Source organism: Mesorhizobium sp. M7A.F.Ca.MR.245.00.0.0, from assembly GCF_003997415.1.
Lineage (GTDB): Bacteria > Pseudomonadota > Alphaproteobacteria > Rhizobiales > Rhizobiaceae > Mesorhizobium.
The window spans coordinates 37,226-56,105 of record NZ_RZTE01000011.1 but is presented as its reverse complement, the minus strand read 5'-3'; the positions used below and the strand labels follow the sequence as shown (position 1 = coordinate 56,105).

Genomic DNA, 18,880 nt, shown 5'->3' with positions numbered 1-18,880 from the left:
GATCCTGCTTGTGCGCGAGGCGAAACGACACCTTCGCCGAGGCTTCCGCCGCGATCACCGTCTTGAAGCCCTTGCCGGTATAGCCGCCGATGATGCCGTTGAACTCGGCTGTCGGCCGCGCCCAGGTCAACTCCAGCACCGAGCGGCCCTTTTCGCCCGACGGGATCGACAGGCCGACCGGTCCCAGGAACGTCTCGGCGGTCTCGCCGAGCGTCTCCCATGATTTCAGGATCTGCGACGGTGTTTCCTCGACGCCGTCATAGAAGCCGGGGATGGTGATATGGCCGTCCTTGTCGTGGATATCGGCCAACACCTTGGCCAGGATGCGGATCGGATTGGCGGCGGCACCGCCATAGAGGCCGGAATGCAGGTCGCGATCGGCCGCCTTCACCGTGATCTCCTCGCCGACCAGCCCGCGCAGCCCGACGCAGATCGACGGCGTGTCGCGGTCCCACATGCCAGTATCGCAGACCAGCGCGAAATCGGCCTTGAGTTCGTCGGCATTGGCTTCGAGGAACGGCTTCAACGAGGGCGAGCCGGACTCCTCTTCGCCCTCGAACAGGATGGTGATGCGGCAAGGCAGATTGCCGTGCACCTGTTTCCAGGCGCGGCAAGCCTCGACGAAGGTCATCAACTGGCCCTTGTCGTCGGCCGACCCGCGTCCGGTGATCACCTTGTGATCCGGCCCGACCTCCTTGACAGCAGGCGCGAACGGATCGCTTTCCCACAATTCGATCGGATCGACCGGCTGAACGTCATAATGGCCGTAGAACAGCACATGCGGCGAACCGGCCGGGCCGTCATGGTGCGCAACCACCATCGGGTGGCCTGGTGTGTCGCGAACGCTGGCGTCGAAGCCGATCAGCTTGAGTTCGGCCACCAGCCATTCCGCCGCCTTGCGGCAATCGGCGGCAAAGGCCGGATCGGTGGAGATCGACTTGATCTTGAGCAAGCCGAACAGGCGCTCGAGGCTCTGGTCGAGATTGTTGTCGAGACGGTCGAGGACGGGGGAAATTGCGGACATATGTGAAGCCTTTCGATTCAGAACCCGAACCGTAAAGGCAGGACAGGAAAACGAAAAGCCCGCGATCATTGGACCACGGGCTGCAAACGTCTGTCTGGGATAAAAAAGACCGCCGTGGTGGAGGGGGAACCACGGCGGCCTTCTACTCGAAACGATGCGGCAGCCCGGAGAGGGGGGATAGGCTGCCGCAGGTGTCCGGGATAGGCGGGGGACGGGCCTTGCTCCGGACTCGGCGAAAACTGCCGATGACGTGTATTTGGGTCTCTGAACGTGGCGATTCAAGGGCACGAAAATTACAGTTTTGTAACATAGGCGTGAGCAGGGTGACGGCGATCTGTCAGGGTGTTGCCGGAACCGATAGTCGACGCTGCCTTTGGCATGGACCAAGCCGCCGCGCCGCGCTATCCCTGCCGGCATGAAAAAAGGCGATCATCTCTTCCTTGTCGACGGCTCCGGCTACATCTTCCGTGCCTATCACGCGCTGCCGCCGCTGACCCGCAAATCCGACGGCCTGCCGGTCGGCGCCGTTTCCGGCTTCTGCAACATGCTGTGGAAGCTGATGCTCGACGCCCGCAACACCGATGTAGGCATTGTGCCGACGCATTTCGCCGTCATTTTCGATTATTCGTCGAAGACCTTCCGCAACGACCTCTACCCCGAATACAAGGCCAATCGCTCGGCACCGCCGGAAGATCTGATCCCGCAATTCGGCCTGATCCGCCAGGCGACCAGGGCGTTCAACCTGCCCTGCGTCGAGATCGAAGGCTACGAGGCCGACGATCTGATCGCCACCTATGCGAGGCTCGCCTGCGAAGCCGGCGGCGATACCACCATCATCTCCTCCGACAAGGACCTGATGCAGTTGGTTGGCGATACGGTCGCCATGTACGACCCGATGAAGGACCGCCAGATCGGCATTCCGGAAGTCATAGAAAAATGGGGCGTGCCGCCGGAGAAGATGGTCGACCTGCAGGCGCTGACCGGCGATTCGGTCGACAATGTGCCTGGTGTGCCCGGCATAGGGCCGAAGACGGCGGCGCAACTGCTCGAACAGTTCGGTGACCTCGACACGCTGCTGGCCCGGGCCGGCGAGATCAAGCAGGACAAGAGGCGCGAATCGATCATCGCCAATGCCGACAAGGCGCGCATTTCGCGTCAGCTGGTGACGCTGATGAACGATGTGCCGGTGACCGAGGGACTGGAGGATTTCGTGCTGCACGCGCCGGACGGTCCGAAGCTGATCGGTTTCCTCAAGACCATGGAATTCACGTCACTGACCCGCCGTGTGGCGGAAGCGACCAGCACCGAGGCCGGCGACGTCCAGGCCGTCGCGGTCACCGTCGAACGCGCCGATCATGCTCATGGCCCAGATGTCGGGGCCGGGTTGCCGCCGGTTGCCCGAAACGCGTCCGGCACTGAACCGGACGAAGCCGGCGGGACGGCGGAGACGTCAAAACAAGGCGATACCCCTTCCCTGCTCGCGGCACTGCGGCTGGAGCGCGCGGCCACCGGCAAGATCGATATTTCTGCCTATCATTGCATTCGCGATGTCTCGACCCTGAAAGCCTGGGTGGCCGAGGCACGGGAGGCGGGCATCGCCGCCTTCGATGTCCGGGCAACATCGGCTGATCCGATGCAGGCCGAACTCATCGGCATGGCCATCGCCACAGCGCCCGGCCGCGCCGCCTACATTCCTTTTGCCCACATGAGCGGCAATGGCGACCTGCTCGGTGGTGGCGCGCTCGAAAACCAGATTCCGCTGCGCGAGGCGCTGGCCGTGCTGAAACCGCTGCTCGAAGACCGATCGGTTCTCAAGGTGGCGCAGAATCTGAAATACGATCTTGTGATCATGAGCCGCTACGGCATCGATGTCGCGCCGTTCGACGACACCATGCTGATCTCCTACGTGCTCGATGCCGGCACGCCCCATGGTCATGGCATGGATGCGCTTGCCGAAAAATGGCTCGGTCATACCCCTCTCCAACTCAAGGATGTGACCGGCTCGGGCAAAAGCTCCGTCGGTTTCGATCAGGTCGACATCGACAAGGCGACGGCTCATGCCGCTGAGGACGCCGATGTGACGCTTCGGCTCTGGCTGGTGCTGAAACCGCGGCTTGCCGCCAAGGGCCTGGTGTCTGTCTATGAGCGGTTGGAGCGGCCGCTGGTGCCGGTGCTGGCGCGCATGGAACAGCGCGGCATCTCGGTCGACCGGCAGATCCTGTCGCGGCTCTCCGGCGAACTGGCCCAGGGCGCCGCTCGCCTTGAAGAGGAAATCTACCAGCTCATCGGCGAACGCATCAACATCGGCTCGCCAAAGCAGCTCGGCGACATCCTGTTCGGGCGCATGGGCCTGCCCGGCGGTTCCAAGACCAAGACCGGCCAGTGGTCGACCTCGGCGCAGCTTCTCGAAGATCTCGCTGCCGAAGGCCACGAACTGCCGCGCAAGATCGTCGACTGGCGCCAGCTGACCAAGCTGAAATCGACCTATACCGATGCGCTGCCGGGCTTCATCCACCCCGACACCAAACGCGTCCACACGTCCTATGCGCTGGCCGCGACGACGACGGGCCGGCTGTCGTCCTCCGACCCGAACCTGCAGAACATCCCGGTTCGCACCGCCGAAGGCCGCAAGATCAGGACCGCCTTCATCACCGACAAGAGCCACCGCCTGGTCTCGGCCGACTACAGCCAGATCGAGCTGCGGGTGCTCGCCCATGTCGCCGAAATCCCGCAATTGCGGCAGGCTTTCGCCGACGGCGCCGACATCCATGCCATCACCGCGTCGGAGATGTTCAACGTGCCGGTCGAAGGCATGCCTTCGGAAGTCCGCCGCCGCGCCAAGGCGATCAATTTCGGCATCATCTACGGCATCTCGGCCTTCGGTCTCGCCAACCAGCTGTCGATCCCGCGCGAGGAGGCAGGCAACTACATCAAGAAATATTTCGAGCGCTTCCCCGGCATCCGAGACTATATCGAGGAGACCAAGGCCTATGCCCGCGAGCATGGCTTTGTCGAAACGATCTTCGGCCGCCGCATCCATTACCCCGATATAAGATCGTCCAATCCCTCGCTCCGCGCGTTCAACGAGCGCGCCTCGATCAACGCCCGCCTGCAAGGCACCGCCGCCGACATCATCCGCCGTGCCATGATCCGCATGGAGGAGGCGCTGGAAAAAGCAGGCCTTTCGGCACGCATGCTGCTGCAGGTGCATGACGAATTGATCTTCGAGACCGTCGAGGCGGAAGTCGAGGCAACGATCCCGGTCGTGCGTCACGTCATGGAGAACGCGGCGATGCCGGCGGTCTCGATGTCGGTGCCGCTGCACGTCGACGCGCGGGCGGCGAACAACTGGGACGAGGCGCATTAGCCGTCGTCGTCATCCTAGGGCGGAGCGACGCGAAGCGGAGCGCAGACCCTAGGATCCATGCCGTTACATTAGCCTTGGATGCAACGGTGCAAAATGAAGCCGCTTCCGAGGCTGCGCCAAGTATCCTTAAATCTGGGCCGCCGCGACATTCTCATGTCACGGCATGGATCCTAGGGTCTCCGCGACGTCGCTTCGCTCCTGCTTCGCCCTAGGATGACGAAGCGATGGGCCTCAAGCCGCTTCGGCCAGGCACTTGGCACACGTCCCGCGAAATTCGATCACCGCCTTCTTGGCGGCGAAGCCGGTGGAGCGCACCCATTCGTCCAACTGGTGGCCGACATCGTGGTCGGACATTTCGGTGACCTGCCCGCATGTGTCGCAGATCGCGAAGGCGGTCATCGAATGGCTGTGGTCGTGCGGCTCGGCGCAGGCGACGAAGGAGTTGATGCTTTCGAGCCGATGCACGAAACCTGACTTCACCAGCGTATCGAGCGCGCGATAGACTTGGAGCGGCGCGCGAAAACCGCGCTCGCGCAATTGGTCGAGCAAGGTGTAGGCACTGAGCGGTCCGCTGGCGGTCTCGAGTTTCTCGAGCACGCACAGCTGGTTCTTCGTCAGCACATCCCTTGCCGCCATGATCCTGTTTCCAACTCGCCTTGCGTCGCTTGTGCCGCGCACAAACGATCCATGTCCCATCCAGATAGCGACGAACAGGCATTTTTGCTACTGTTTCCAGCATTCTGCCCGCGAGGCTGTCGAGAACATCGATCGGAGCGGGGCAACAGGCAGGTTGCTCTGCGATGTGACGTTCAAAATACTGACAATATCTTCGGCAAGGATTGCCGCGCTTGGAAATTCGGTCGGGCTTGGGGAAGCAATCATGATCAAATTGACGCGGCGGACGCTGCTGGTCGGCACGTCCGCCTTGACCATGGCCGGCATGGTATCGTTCCGAACCATGGCCGCATCGCGCACCTACCATGCGCTGCTGGTCGCCTGCACCGAATATCCCAACCTGCCGCAGAGGAACTGGCTTGTCGGGCCGAAGAACGATGCAGCCCTCGTCCGCGACTATCTCCTGAAGAATGTGCCCGACCCCGTGCGCTTCGCGTCGGAAAACGTCACGCTGCTCGCCAAGGATGTCCCCGGCGCCAGTGGCCTGCCGACCCATGCGGCGATCAAGGCTGCATTGGCCGAGCTTGCCGCCAAGGTCCAGCGCGACGATTTCGTCTACCTGCATCTGTCCGGTCACGGCGCCCAGCAGCCGCAGATGGTCAAGGGCGACGAGACCGACGGGCTCGACGAGATCTTCCTGCCCGTCGATATCGGCAAATGGATCAACCGCGATGCCGGCGTGCCCAATGCGCTGATCGACAACGAAATCGGCGCGGCACTCGACGCCATCCGCGACAAGGGTGCTTTCGTCTGGGTTGTGTTCGACTGCTGCCATTCCGGAACCGCGACACGCGCCGTCGAGGTCGATGACGAGCTGGAGCGCAAGGTCGAGTTCGCCGACCTGGTCGGCGGCAACGAGTCCGAGCGGGCTGCCGCGATCAAGGCCTATGACGAGGTGATTTCGGTCGCTGGCTCGCGCGGCATCGACGACAATGGCACGCGCAAGCCCGCCTTCACCCTGACGCCGACCGGTGGCGAACCGATCACCAAGGGCAAGCTGGTCGCCTTCTATGCCGCGCAGACGGTGGAGACGACGCCCGAGATGCCGTTGCCCAAGGGCATCGCGGATGCGCCGCGCTTGGGCCTGTTCACCTTCACCATCCTGTCCAAACTGGCCGAGAATCCCAACGTCACCTATCGCCAACTCGGCCAGGCCGTGCTGCAGCAATATTCGGCCGACAGCCGCACCCGGCCGACACCGCTGTTCGAGGGCGAACTGGATGCCCGCGTCTTCGGCACCGACAAGACCGATGCAGTCATGCAGTGGCCTGTCGTCATCAAGGACGGCGAAGCGACGATCGGCGCCGGGCTGCTGCATCGCCTCACCCCCGGCAGCAAGCTCGCCATCCTGCCGTCGGCGTTATCGCCGCTGTCCGACGCTGTCGGATTCTTGGAAGTGCAGTCGGCAAAAAACCTGGAAAGCCGCGTCAAGCCGGTCGAGTTCGACAAGAAGCCGGCGCTCAAAGTCGCCGACATTCCCGCCAACGCCTATGCGCGGGTGGCGGAGATCGCCGTCGACTACAAGCTCGTCTTGGCGCGGCCGGCCATAGCCAAGGGACTTGAGAAGGAAACCGCTCTGGTCAATTCGGTTCTCGACGAACTGGCCACAGCCAGGGAGACCGGCTTCAACATCGAGCTGGTCGATCCCGGCAAGAGCGCCGACCTCCGCTTTGCGGTGATGCGCGAGAATGCCGTTCCCGGCGTCAAGGATGCGACCGACAAGCCGGCGCTGTGGTTCCTGCCGGCGTCGGGCGACGTGAGCCTGAAGGAGGGCGGCAAACCGCCGCTGATCATCATTCACGACCGCCACAAGCTGGCCGATGCAACGGCCAGGAACCTGCGCACCATCTTCCGTGCCACCGGGCTTTCGCGGCTGGCGGCGGCCTCGGACTACAAGCCCGAGGACGTCGACGTCCAGTTCCAGGTCAAACGTCGCGACAAGGATGGCCTCGAACCGCTGCAGGCTTCGGTTGTGCCGCGCGTCTCGCCGGGCGACGAAGTGCATGTGCTGGCCAAGAACGGCTCGGATCTGCTGGTCGACATCAATGTGCTCTATGTCGGCAGCGACTATTCGATCACTCATATCGTTGCCGAACGCCTCGCCCCGCAGGCCACGCTCGAGGAGGGACTGCTGGCCTTCACCGACACCAGCTTCGGCATGGAACGGATGATCGCGGTTTTGACCGAGGCGCCGCCGGAGAGCGAGAAGCAGGATCTGAGTTTCCTGGCGCAGGACGGCGTCGCCTCGGCGACGCGTGGAACGGGCTCCGCCGGCTTCTCCGACATGCTGACCGATCTCGGCATGGCGCCGGCCACCCGCTCGGTGATGCGGCTTGCCGACAAGAGCGGCCCGACAGGCGCGGTGATGATCTTCCCGATGGAGACAGTGCCGCGCGCCTGACCGGATGCCGGCGCCAAAGCCTCACGGCTCTGTTGCGCCGGCTCTTGCGCGATCGGCGCGATATGAGAACATTCCCGGCCGCGTCCTGGGGCATGACGGCTGGATGAAACGGATAGGATCGATTGTGAAGAATTCTGTGTTTTCCTGGCGTGGAACGGTAGCCGGCCTTGCCGGCGGCCTGTTGCTGATCGCCAACGCTTCGGCGGACGAGGCCTGCGGCCTGTGCGTCAAGCAGATCGTCACCAACTCGGAACTGGCGACGTGTTTTCTCGATCAGTACGACCAGTTCGCCAAAAGCGGCAGCGACGCGGTTATCGTCGATCTCAGCAACTGCGCCTCGCGCGGCGTCGTCGAAGCCTTGCCGTCCCCCAACAAGGGGGCGGCGGAGCCCGACGTGCAGTTCATGATTTCGCGCCTGCAACTGGAATGCCTGAAACGGAAGCTGGAGACGCCGGGCATCGTGCTGGATCCCTCCGCCACCATTGAACTGGACAGCTGCGGATGAAGAAGCCAACGGGCAACACCAGGCAGACGGCAGTGACCGCACCCGCAAAGGCGCAGGCCGGCAAACCGGCCCTGCAGGAAACCACCGAAGGTTTCCCGTGGCCAAGCAGCCACGAGATCAAGAAGGAGAGCAACCCGTTCACAGACCGCGACTGGCGCATGCTGGTCTATGCCTGGTCGGGCATGGCCGTGCGTCTCGCCATCATCTTCACCTTGATGTTCTCGGTCTACCAGTTCCTGGCCAACCAGGAACAGAAGCGCGTCGAGCAGACCATGTCGCTTGTCGAGCTCTGGGAAAACAAGGACTACCAGCAGGCGCAGCGTGCCCTGAAGGATCGTCTGACGGGCCTCAACGCCAAATATGACAATCTGCTCAGCGCCAACCCCTCGCCGACCGAGGAGCAGGTGTTCCGGCAACGCATCGGCATCGAGGCGATGACTGCCGCCGGCGGCGACATGCCGCTCGCCGATTTCAGCGAGAATTTCGACCGCATCGTCTATTTCCTCAACCGGCTGTCATTCTGCATCGACGGCGATTTGTGTTCGCGCAAGGTGACCGATGCTTATTTCCGTGACTATGCCGTCTCTTTCTGGAGCTATTTTGCCGGCTACATAGAAAAGCAGCGCAAGGCGGGTTCTCCCACTTTCGCTTCGGCAATCGAGACCTATGTGCGCAATGGGCCGCCCACGGCCGAAGCCAAATAGCGGCGCGAAAAAGGCGGCGGGATTGCGCCGCCGCCTTTGTCTCCACCGCCAATGCGCAGCGATTATTTATACAGGCTGTTGATCCACTGGACGTTGGCAGCGTTCAGGCGCACGGCGGTGTTCGCGTCGGGGCTTTCCGCCACGTTGACACCGGTGACGATGCGCTGCTTGGCCTTGTTGTCGTATGCATAGACCGAGCTGCCGCTCGACCCAGGGAACGTATCGCAGTCATACTGGAAATATTCCGGCGCGATGTTTTCGGCATGCACTTCGCAGTTTGCCTTCCACATCGTGCCCATCGGCTTGTCGCCGGGATAGCCAACGAGATTGGCGGTGAAATCGCCGAGATCCTCGTAGTTGGCATAGCCCAGCCAGCCGAGATTGGTGCCGACATCCTGCTTTAGCGTGACGACGCCGAGATCCCACAGCAGGACCGAACCATAATAACCCTGGTAGTTGTCGATGAAGCCTTGCAGCACATAGGCGCTTTCGAAGGCGAAGGCGCCGAACGGTGCGTCGTCGGCCGTGCTGCCGTTCAGCCCCGGCACGAACAGATAGTCGGAGAGCCAATCCTTGTCCTCATGACTGTAGAGGCAGTGCGCGGCGGTGAGCACCGTGCGCGGGCCGATCAGCGTTGCCGAACAGCTGCCGAAGCTGCCCGTCTTCGGCGATTTGGCTTCGAGATAGCCGATTGCCGAGAACGGATAGGTCTTGGTATTCTTGACCTGCTCGCGATCGTCGGTGCCGAAAACCTGGCGGCCGGCTTCGCCTTCGCCGAGGTCCGGATCCTCGGTCTTGCGCTCGGCCCCGTCTTTTCCGGTGGCCGGAGCGTTCAGTTCCTTGATGATAAGCTCCCGCAGCGCTTCGCTCGGCTCGATCTTGATCTCCTTGCCATCGGCGGACCGTCCGACGATGCCGTAGGATTTGACAGCCGTTGCCTCGTCGGCAAACGGCGCGGCGCGGCTGTCTTCGTCGGTCAGCTTCGGTGGCGCGATCGGCTTTGCCCGCCCGGGCTTGTAGTCGCCTGAAGTCACGTCGCGCGCGCTTTCGCCATTGCCGGCACTGGCGGAGCCAGGATCGGCGGCGAAAGCCGGAACCGTCCACATTGCGGTGGAAAGCAATGTGGACGCAATGAGTGCGTTTGTCAGTTTTGTCATGGTGAGACTCTCCCAAAAGTCAGCAAGGACTGGATCAAAATACAGAAATATTGTCGAGATCGTGGTGGCGTCAAAAAGGAGTTTGGTTACCGCACTTGAAATATGACCATCGCCCATGCGGTCGGTCAAAAGCCCCCGCTAAAGACACCCGCGCGGATATATTGCCTAAATTAATACAACATTGGAATGACAATTAGCTTCCACAGAGCCCGTGGGGGGCTATAGGGTTTTGAACGGGGTCTGCACAGGAACGCGATACGCGAAGCAGTGCCTGACTTGGTGTCCCTGCCGTGCCGCTACAACGAAAGCTGCGCGGCCTGACCACCAGTCTGAGGCTTGCTTTGTTGATCATGCGCCGGGGCTGGTCCGCTCGGGTACATATCAGGAGGGCTTCAGATGAACATCATCCATCGGTTCAGGCCGATCGCCGCTGCATCGCTGCTCGGCATCGCAGCCGCCCTTGCGGCAGCCAATTCCACCCAGGCCGACGAAGCAGTCGCCCGACCGGAGGCAGCGGTCTCGCCAATGAAGCGCGTGACGGAAGCCAGGGCGAAAGCCGCGGCGGAGAACCCCGACGCAGCCGACCGCGTCTATGGCGGCAACCAGGCCGAAAAGGGAGCCTATCCGTTCCAGGTCGCGCTGCTCACCACCGACAGGCTGGACGAGAACCCGGCCTCGCAAGCCAACGCCCAATTCTGCGGCGGCAGCCTGATCGCGCCGCAATGGGTGCTGACGGCAGCACACTGCCTCAACGACAAGGGTCAGCCGGTTTCGCCGGAGAGCGTCACCGTGCTGACCGGTGCAACCGATCTCAGCGAGGGCAAGCGCCACAAGGTGGTGGAGGTCATCGTCAACGAAGCCTACAGCGAGCAAACGCTCGACAACGATCTCGCCCTGCTCCGGCTTGCCGAACCGGCCGATGCGCCGACCATCAAGGTCGCCCATGAGGCAACGCCCGACACCGGCAAGACGACCGTCATCGGCTGGGGCAAGATGCAGGACGGCACCTTTCCGACCACGCTGATGGTTGTCGATCTCGACCTGCAGCCGAACCAGGCCTGCAACAGCGGCATCAAGGCCATCTATGCGCGTGATCTAAAGGCAGCGCTCGGTGATCTGTCCCGCCGTATGCGCTATTCGGAAAAAGGCATCGACGCGGCCGCCAATGCGATCGCCGCCGACATGACCGACCCGCTGACCGGCAACATGATCTGCGCCGGCACCACCAGCGGCGTGCGCGATGCCTGCAACGGCGACAGCGGCGGCCCGCTGTTCATGACCGGTGCCGAAGGCCCGGTCCAGGTCGGCGTCGTCAGCTGGGGCGAAGGCCCGGCTGACGGCAGTGCGGCGTGCGGCCACAAGGAGGCCTACGGCATCTACACGCGGCTGGCCAACTACACCGGCTGGATCGAGGCGAAGATGAAGACCTCGGCTCCGGCGCCGGCAAAGCCCAAGGCGGGACTGGGCACCGCTCAGAAACCGAAAACGCCCTGAAGCAGCGCTGTTCGCTTTCAAGCAAAACGGCGGGAGGGAGAGGTTCCCGCCGTTTTGCTTGCCGGCTTATCGAGAGGACTTATTTTCGCGGCGGACCTTTGCGCTCGGCGGAAGCCGCCCACAGATTAATGTCGGATTCGCGCGCATAGGTGTCGATCTCGGCGAGTTCGGCATCGCTGAAGTCGAGCACCTTGAGCGCGCCGACGCAGTCTTCGACCTGCTCCGGCCGGCTGGCGCCGATCAGCGCCGAGGTCACCCTGCCCTTGCGCAGCACCCAGGCCAGCGCCATCTGCGCCAGCGTCTGCCCGCGCTTGCCGGCGATGGCGTTGAGCGCCTTGATGTTGGCGATGGTCTTGTCGTTGATGAAGGCTGTCTTCAGCGACTTGCCCTGGGAGGCACGGCTGCCATCGGGAATGCCGCCGAGATACTTGTTGGTCAGCATGCCTTGCGCCAGCGGCGAGAACACGATGGAGCCGACGCCGAGCCCTTCGAGCGTGTCGAGCAGGCCATCTTCCTCCACCCAGCGGTTCAGCATCGAATAGCTCGGCTGGTGGATGACGCAAGGCGTGCCAAGCTGCTTCAAGATATCGGCGGCCTCGCGCGTGCGCTGCGAATTGTAGGACGAGATGCCGGCATAGAGCGCCTTGCCCGAGCGCACGGCATGGTCGAGCGCACCCATGGTTTCTTCCAGCGGCGTGTCGGGGTCGAAGCGGTGCGAATAGAAGATATCGACATAGTCGAGCCCCAAGCGCTTCAGGCTCTGGTCGAGGCTGGCCAGAATGTATTTGCGCCCGCCCCATTCGCCGTAGGGTCCGGCCCACATCTCGTAGCCGGCCTTCGTCGAGATGATCAGCTCGTCGCGGTAGGCGGCGAAATCGGTGCGCAGGATTTCGCCGAAAGCGGTCTCGGCCGAGCCGGGCGGCGGACCGTAATTGTTAGCGAGGTCGAAATGCGTGATGCCGAGGTCGAAGGCCTTGCGCGCGATCGCCTGCTTGGTCCTGTGCGGCGTGTCGTTGCCGAAATTATGCCACAGGCCGAGCGAGATTGCCGGCAGCTTCAGGCCGGAGCGGCCACAGCGGTTGTAGATCATTTTTTCATAGCGGTTTTCGGCAGGCGTGTAGGGCATCGGAAAATCCTCAAATGGAAGCGAGCCGGTCGGCTGCATCGCGACAACGCGGCGAGTTGGCTCTGCCCCTCACCTTTACCCTCTCTCCGTCGGAACGGGGAGAGGGTTGAGGTGTGCTGCCCTATTTCTTCTTCGCCAAAAGCGCCTTGGCTTCCTTGACGCCAAGTGCGGCCGGCCGTTCGCAGGTGGTCTGCATGGCGACGAACTTGCCGGTTTCGCCGGAGCGCAACAGGCCGGTCATCACGTCGACGGCGTGCAGCGCCAGCTCCATCGAACAGCGGTGCGGCCGGCCTTCCGCGATCGCCACTGCCATGTCGGCGAGGCCCGATGTGCGGTAGTTGGCCATCATGCCTTGCGAATGCATCTCGTTGGGCACGCCGAATGGATGCGGCCAGTTCGGCAGCTTCTTGACCGGCTTGGCCGCGTCGGTGAAGCGAACGTCACCACCGAAGAAGTTCGGGTCCGGCACGAACACCGTACCCGCCTCGCCATAAAGCTCCATCGGCGCGTGGCCGTGGGCCCAGACGTCCCAGCTGGTGTTGAGCGTTATAACGGCACCGTTCTCGAACTCCAGCAGCCCATGGATGGTCGTCGGCGTGTTGACCGGTATCTTTTCACCCGCGCGCGGCTTTGAACTGATCGTCCGCTCCTTGGCCGGCGTCGTCGCGAAGGCCGCGACCTGTTTCACCGGTCCGATCAGCTGGATCAGATTGGTGACGTAGTAAGGCCCGATATCGAGCACGGGACCGGCGCCCGGCTGAAAGAAGAAATCCGGATTGGGATGCCAATGCTCCATGCCGTGGCCCATGACATGGCAGGTACCGCTCGTGACCTTGCCAAGCTTGCCGGTGTCGATCAGGTTGCGCACCAGTTGGTGCGCGCCGCCGAGGAAAGTGTCTGGCGCCGAGCCGATCCGCAGGCCCTTTTTCTCCGCCCGCTTCTTAAGGTCGAGCCCTTCCTTGACCGACAGCACGAACGGTTTTTCCGAATAGACGTGCTTGCCGGCGTCGAGGATCTGCTTCGACACCTCGTAATGCACCGCCGGGATGGTCAGGTTGACGATGATGTCGATGTCGTCGGCCTTGAGCAGGTCTTCGACGGTCTCGGCGCGCAGCTTGAACTCCTTCGCCCGCGCCTTGGCCGCCTCCATGTTGATGTCGGCGCAGGCACGCATCTCGATGCCGCGAAACAGCGGCGCCAGCGAAAAATACGCTTTCGAGATGTTGCCGCAGCCGATGACGCCGATGCCAAGTTTCTTTGCCATGCTGATTGCTCCTAATATGTTTTGGCGGCTGCGATGGAGCGGCGGGCGAAACGCTCGATGTCGTTCGGGTTGTCCTGTTCCATGACGTAGTATTGGGCAGCACTCTTGGCACGCAACACCTTGATCAGGCCGGCCCAGTCGATGGTGCCATGGCCGACATCCGACCAGCCATCCTCATCCAGCCCCTCGCCGGGCTTGGCCATGTCCTTGACGTGGACGGCGCTGATGCGCTTGCCGTGCTTTTCGATCCACGACAACGGATCATCGCCGCCGCGCACCACCCAGGCAACGTCCATCTCCCAGCTGACATCGGGCGCGGATGACAGGATGTGGTCCTGCGGCACCGATCCGTCGGCAAGTTTCTTGAACTCGAAATCATGATTGTGCCAGGCAAAGCCGTAGCCGGCCTTTTTCGCGGCGTCGCCGACCTTGGCCAGGCGTTCGCCGAAGCCGCGCCAGCCGGCCACGTCGGATGGCCGCTGATCGGGCATCAGGAAGGGACAGATGAGCAGCGTGATACCAAGTGCGTCGGCGGTTCTGCGCACGCCGTCGAAATCGTTCTCGAGCGCGTCGATCGAGAAATGCCCAGTCGGCATGGCAAGCCCGTTCTTGTCGAGCTCGGCGCGGAATGCCACGGGATCATCATAGACGCCGCCAAAACCTTCGACCTGGGCGTAGCCGAGCTTGCCGAGCATGGCGAGCACACCGTCCCAGGGTTGGAAATTGCGGGCGCTGTAAAGTTGGAATGACCAATTCATCGTCTCTGTCCGTTTCGCTTGGGGATTGTCGTTGGAAGGTTGGTTCTCAAAAGCTAGATGCGTGTGCCCGTTGCAGTGTCGAAAAGCGAAGCGCGCATCGGATCGAAGCCAAGCGTCACCGCCTCGTCATTCTTGGGCGTGCGTTCCGAGGTCACTCGGACGCTGAAATTCTGCTGGGCAAGCTTCAGCCAGACCAGCGTGTCGGAGCCCATGGGTTCGACCACCTCGACATTGGCGGCTATCGAAAACGGCCAACCGGTGCCGCTGTTCAGACTGACATGCTCGGGCCTGATACCGAATGTGACGGGGCCGGGAGCCGGAGGCTTGGCAAAGTCGTAAGTGCCGAGCGGGATCTTGATATCCTCGGCCGCGAACCGCCAGCCGCCGTCGGCGTCTTCCAGGCGGCCATCGACGAAGTTCATTGCGGGCGAGCCGAGGAAGCCGGCGACGAAACGGTTGACCGGCCTGTTATAGATGGTCTGCGGCGCATCGAGCTGCTGGATGACGCCGCCCTTCATCACCGCGATGCGGTCGGCCAGCGTCATCGCCTCGATCTGGTCGTGGGTGACGTAGATCATGGTGTTCTGCAGCTTGCGATGCAGCAGCTTGATCTCGACGCGCAGTTCGGCGCGCAGCTTGGCATCGAGATTGGACAGCGGCTCGTCGAACAGGAACACGTCAACATCGCGCACCAGCGCCCGTCCGATGGCGACGCGCTGACGCTGGCCGCCGGAAAGGGCGGCCGGCTTGCGTTGCAGCAGCGGTTCGATCTGCAGGATCTCAGCCGCCCGCGCGATCCGCTTGGCGATCTCTTCTCTTGGCGTGCCGGCGACACGCAGCCCGAAGGACAGGTTCTTCTCCACCGTCATTTGCGGATAGAGCGCATAGGACTGGAACACCATGCCGATGCCGCGGTCCTTGGGCTCTTCCCAGGTGACGTTCTTGCCCTTGATGAAGATGCGGCCTTCGGAGACATCGAGCAGGCCGGCAATGCAGTTGAGCAAGGTCGACTTGCCGCAGCCGGACGGCCCGAGCAGCACGATGAACTCGCCATCGGCGACATCGAGATTGAGCGTCTCCAGAACGGTCACCGCGCCGAAATTCAGCGACAGGTCCTGGATCGAAACGCTGGTATCGTTGGCTGCCGTCATCGCCATCACCCCTTCACCGCGCCGGCGGCGATGCCGCGTACGAAAAGCTTGCCGGAAATGAAGTAGACGATGAGCGGCACAAGCCCGGTCAGGATGGTTGCGGCCATGTTGACGTTGTACTCCTTCACGCCTTGCACCGAATTGACGATGTTGTTGAGCTGCACCGTCATCGGATAGGTGTCGGGGCGGGTGTAGACGACGCCGAACAGGAAGTCGTTCCAGATGCCGGTCACCTGCAGGATGATGGCGACGACGAAGATCGGCAGCGACATCGGCAGCATGATGCGCAGGAAGATGCCCCAGAAGCCGGCGCCGTCGACGCGTGCCGCCCGGAACAGCTCTTCCGGCATCGAGGCGAAATAATTGCGGAACAGCAGCGTCAGGATCGGCATGCCGAAAATGGAATGGACGATCACCAGCCCGCTGAGGCTGCCATAGAGGCCGATTTCGCGCAGGATGATGACGATCGGATAGATCATCACCTGGTAGGGAATGAAGGCGCCGACGATCAGGATGATGAAGAACGTATCGGCGCCCTTGAAGCGCCAATTGGCCAGTGCATAACCATTCACCGAGGCGATGGCGATCGACAGCAGCACCGACGGCACGGTGATCCGCACCGAATTCCAGAAACCGCGCGAGAGCCCGTCGCAGTTAAGGCCGGTGCAGGCCGTTGACCACGCCTTGACCCACGGCTCGAAGGTGATCTCGAGCGGCGGTGAGAAGATGTTGCCGAGCCGGATCTCCGGCATGCCCTTGAGCGAGGTGACGATCATGACATAGAGCGGCAAGAGGTAGTAGACCGCCATGACGAACAATGTGCCGTAGAGGAAGACGTTGCGGCGCGAAATCATGCGGCGCGGCTTTGGACCGTAGGGCCCTGCGATTTCCTGGCGCGCGCCGGCGGCAACGCTTGCTTGAGCGGTGATGTCTGCCATGCTCATTTGCGTCGCCCGAACTCGAGATAGGCCCAAGGCACGATGACGATCACCACCGAGAGCAGCATCATGGTCGAGGCGGCAAAACCCTGGCCGAGGTTCTGGGCGAAGAACATATAGTCGTAGACGTATTTGGCCGGCACTTCGGAGGCGATGCCCGGGCCGCCGCTGGTCTGGGCCACGACCAGGTCATAGACCTTGACGATGCCGGAAGCGATGATGACGAGCGTGGTGATGAAGACCGGCCGCATCATCGGGATGACGATGAACAGATAGGTCTTCCACATCGGGATCCCATCCACCCGCGCCGCCTTCCAGATGTCCTCGTCGATACCGCGCAGGCCGGCCAGCATCAGGCACATGATGAGCCCGGTGCCTTGCCACAGCGCAGCGATCGATATGCCGTAGATGACGATGCTGGAATTATAGAGCGGGTCGAAGCTGAAGCTCGTCCAGCCTAAGTCCCGCACGACATGCTGGATGCCGAAATCCGGATTGAGCAACCACTGCCAGACCAGGCCGGTGACGATGAAGGAGAGCGCGAAAGGATAGAGGAAGATGGTACGGAACGTGTCCTCGAAGCGGATCTTCTGATCGAGCAGCGCGGCAAGCAGAAAACCGATGACCAGCGAGAACACCAGCGAGATCGCGCCGTAGATCAACAGATTCTCGATCGAGATCAGCCAGCGCGGCGCCGCCCACAGCCGGTAATACTGGTCGAGCCCGACGAAATTCAGGCGCGGCAGGAGCTTCGAATTGGTGAAGGAATAGAGCACCGTCCAAACGGTGCCGCCGACGAAAACCACCATGGCGGTGAGGATCATCGGGATCGAGGCGACCTTCGCATTGAGGTTGCGGAACAGAAGGTTGGGGCGTTCGCTCTTGCTCATCTCGTCAGCCGGCTGGGTAAGGGCGGGTGCATTCCCGGCCCTGCATTCGCAAGGCCGGGAGCGAGGCGGGTTGCCTCCAGCGTCAGTCCGCCGAAGCGATGAGGTCGGCGAAGCGCTTCTGCGCGTCTTCGACGGTCAGTTCCGGCTTGGCGAAGAATTCGGCGAAAAGGTCTTCCTTCTGTTTCTGGGTGTCCTGTGAAAGCAGTTGGTCCGTCCACGGCATGACGGCGCCCTTGGCAAGAATGGCGAGGCCCTTCTTCATGCAGTCGTTGGCCGCATTGAGATCGACGTCGCCGCGCACCGGCAGGGATCCCTTCTTCAGATTGAAGGCAACCTGCGTCTTGGGATCGAGCAGCGTCTCGGCCAGCACCTCCTGCGCCTTGCTCTTGTCGGCATCCTTGAGCAGCGGGAAGTAGAAGGCGTCACCGCCAGTGGCTATCACCTCGTTCAGCCCAAGGCCTGGCAGGCAGGTGTAATCCTTGCCCGCGGTCTTGCCGGCAACCTGAAACTCGCCCTGTGCCCAGTCGCCCATGATCTGGCCAGCGGCCTTGCCGGTGATGACCAGGTTGGTCGCCTGGTTCCAGTCCTGCACATTGGTGTTCTTCGCCATCTTGCGGGCATCGTCCGCGGCCTTGAAGACCTTGGCGACTTCGGGCCCGGCGGCGAACTTGGCATCCTTGTCCTTGTAGACCTTGAGGAACGTGTCCGTGCCGCCCACTGCCGCAAGCAGGACGTCGAAGGCACCGGAGGATTGCCAGGCCTGTCCGCCGACGGCGAGCGGGATGATGCCGGCCTTTTCCAGCGCCGGCGCTGCCGCCACGAATTCATTCCAGTCCTTCGGCAACGGCACGCCGGCCTTCTCGAAGGCCTCGTTGGACAGCCACAACCACTGCCAGGAATGGATGTTGACGGGCACGCAATAGATCTTGCCGTCGATGGTGCAGCCGTCGAGCAGGCTCTTCGGCCGGACGACATCAGTCCACTTGCCCTTGGTGGCGACGTCGGTGAGGTCGCGCATCAGGCCGGCCTGCACCAGTTCTTCCGCCTGCCGGCCATGGTTGAATTGCGTGGCGCCCATCGGATCGCCACCGGTGATGCGGCTGATCATGATTGGCCGCGCCGTGCCGCCGGAGCCGGCAATGGCGCCGTCCACCCAGTGGTTGCCGGTCGCATCGAATGCCTTGGCAAGTTCCGCAACCGCCGCCGCCTCGCCGCCCGACGTCCACCAATGGGTGACTTCCAGGTCCGTCGCGGCCGCCTGGCCGGCAAACTGCAACGCGGCCGTCGCTGCCAGCGCAGCGGTCAAAAATCTGTATCGCATTTCGGCTCCTCCCAGAATCTGAAACGTTACAGATTTTCGATACGGCAATTGCGTTGGCTGCGCAACCCACCAAACGAAGTACCCTTGATATTTTTTCGGGCCGCG

The 18,880-nt window shown here is 62.5% G+C and carries 15 protein-coding genes; 5 read left to right on the top strand and 10 right to left on the bottom strand.

Annotation, left to right across the window (positions count from 1 at the left end):
• Window positions 1–1,024 (bottom strand): M20/M25/M40 family metallo-hydrolase (locus tag EOB80_RS14195; RefSeq protein ID WP_245466358.1); only part of this gene is annotated, 1,024 nt, incomplete at its 3' end.
• A gap of 415 nt (window positions 1,025–1,439) precedes the next feature.
• On the opposite strand from EOB80_RS14195, the gene polA reads away from it, so the two are divergent.
• Window positions 1,440–4,391 (top strand): DNA polymerase I, encoded by a 2,952-nt coding sequence (gene polA / locus EOB80_RS14190; RefSeq protein WP_164762617.1) that lies wholly within the window; start codon window positions 1,440–1,442, stop codon window positions 4,389–4,391.
• A 231-nt stretch (window positions 4,392–4,622) separates the two neighbouring features.
• Here polA and EOB80_RS14185 read toward each other — a convergent pair whose 3' ends face one another.
• The gene (locus EOB80_RS14185; RefSeq protein ID WP_109658718.1) at window positions 4,623–5,027 is read right to left on the bottom strand and encodes a Fur family transcriptional regulator; all 405 of its coding nucleotides are present in this window, start codon (window positions 5,025–5,027) and stop codon (window positions 4,623–4,625) included.
• Between the two features lie 244 nt (window positions 5,028–5,271).
• Between EOB80_RS14185 and EOB80_RS14180 the strand changes: the two genes are divergently transcribed.
• The 3 genes from EOB80_RS14180 (at window position 5,272) to EOB80_RS14170 (ending at window position 8,676) form a co-directional block, all read left to right on the top strand.
• Complete coding sequence (locus EOB80_RS14180; protein ID WP_127328250.1) at window positions 5,272–7,467, top strand: caspase family protein; 2,196 nt, start codon at window positions 5,272–5,274, stop codon at window positions 7,465–7,467.
• Between the two features lie 124 nt (window positions 7,468–7,591).
• A complete protein-coding gene (locus tag EOB80_RS14175) occupies window positions 7,592–7,972 on the top strand; it encodes a hypothetical protein (RefSeq protein WP_127322033.1) in 381 nt (126 codons plus the stop codon).
• Window positions 7,969–8,676 carry a hypothetical protein gene (locus EOB80_RS14170; protein WP_127328248.1) on the top strand — a complete coding sequence of 236 codons (708 nt, stop codon included), beginning with the start codon at window positions 7,969–7,971 and terminating at the stop codon, window positions 8,674–8,676. Before EOB80_RS14175 ends, EOB80_RS14170 begins: the two co-directional genes overlap by 4 nt.
• 62 nt (window positions 8,677–8,738) lie before the next feature.
• On the opposite strand, the gene EOB80_RS14165 is transcribed toward EOB80_RS14170, so the two are convergent.
• Window positions 8,739–9,833: a serine protease gene (locus EOB80_RS14165; RefSeq protein WP_127328246.1), complete on the bottom strand. Its 1,095-nt coding sequence runs from the start codon at window positions 9,831–9,833 to the stop codon at window positions 8,739–8,741.
• 396 nt (window positions 9,834–10,229) lie between these two features.
• On the opposite strand from EOB80_RS14165, the gene EOB80_RS14160 reads away from it, so the two are divergent.
• Complete coding sequence (locus tag EOB80_RS14160; RefSeq protein ID WP_127328244.1) at window positions 10,230–11,327, top strand: trypsin-like serine protease; 1,098 nt, start codon at window positions 10,230–10,232, stop codon at window positions 11,325–11,327.
• Window positions 11,328–11,406: 79 nt separating this feature from the next.
• Here the strand turns inward: EOB80_RS14160 and mgrA are convergent, their stop codons facing one another.
• From mgrA to EOB80_RS14125, 7 genes are all read right to left on the bottom strand, one after another.
• The gene (gene mgrA / locus EOB80_RS14155) at window positions 11,407–12,453 is read right to left on the bottom strand and encodes an L-glyceraldehyde 3-phosphate reductase (protein WP_127328242.1); all 1,047 of its coding nucleotides are present in this window, start codon (window positions 12,451–12,453) and stop codon (window positions 11,407–11,409) included.
• A 121-nt stretch (window positions 12,454–12,574) separates the two neighbouring features.
• Entirely contained in the window at window positions 12,575–13,717 is a 1,143-nt protein-coding gene (locus tag EOB80_RS14150) for a Gfo/Idh/MocA family oxidoreductase (RefSeq protein ID WP_127328240.1), read from the bottom strand.
• Window positions 13,718–13,728: 11 nt separating this feature from the next.
• Window positions 13,729–14,475, bottom strand: coding sequence for a sugar phosphate isomerase/epimerase (locus EOB80_RS14145; RefSeq protein WP_127328238.1), 747 nt, complete (start codon window positions 14,473–14,475; stop codon window positions 13,729–13,731).
• 53 nt (window positions 14,476–14,528) lie between these two features.
• Entirely contained in the window at window positions 14,529–15,626 is a 1,098-nt protein-coding gene (ugpC, locus tag EOB80_RS14140) for a sn-glycerol-3-phosphate ABC transporter ATP-binding protein UgpC (RefSeq protein ID WP_023812494.1), read from the bottom strand.
• Window positions 15,627–15,631: 5 nt separating this feature from the next.
• Window positions 15,632–16,564, bottom strand: a complete 933-nt coding sequence (locus tag EOB80_RS14135) for a carbohydrate ABC transporter permease (RefSeq protein ID WP_027037756.1) — start codon at window positions 16,562–16,564, stop codon at window positions 15,632–15,634.
• Between the two features lie 2 nt (window positions 16,565–16,566).
• A complete protein-coding gene (locus tag EOB80_RS14130; protein WP_027037757.1) occupies window positions 16,567–17,454 on the bottom strand; it encodes a sugar ABC transporter permease in 888 nt (295 codons plus the stop codon).
• Window positions 17,455–17,536: 82 nt separating this feature from the next.
• Window positions 17,537–18,775, bottom strand: coding sequence for an ABC transporter substrate-binding protein (locus EOB80_RS14125; RefSeq protein ID WP_127328234.1), 1,239 nt, complete (start codon window positions 18,773–18,775; stop codon window positions 17,537–17,539).
• Between the last annotated feature and the right edge of the window lie 105 nt (window positions 18,776–18,880).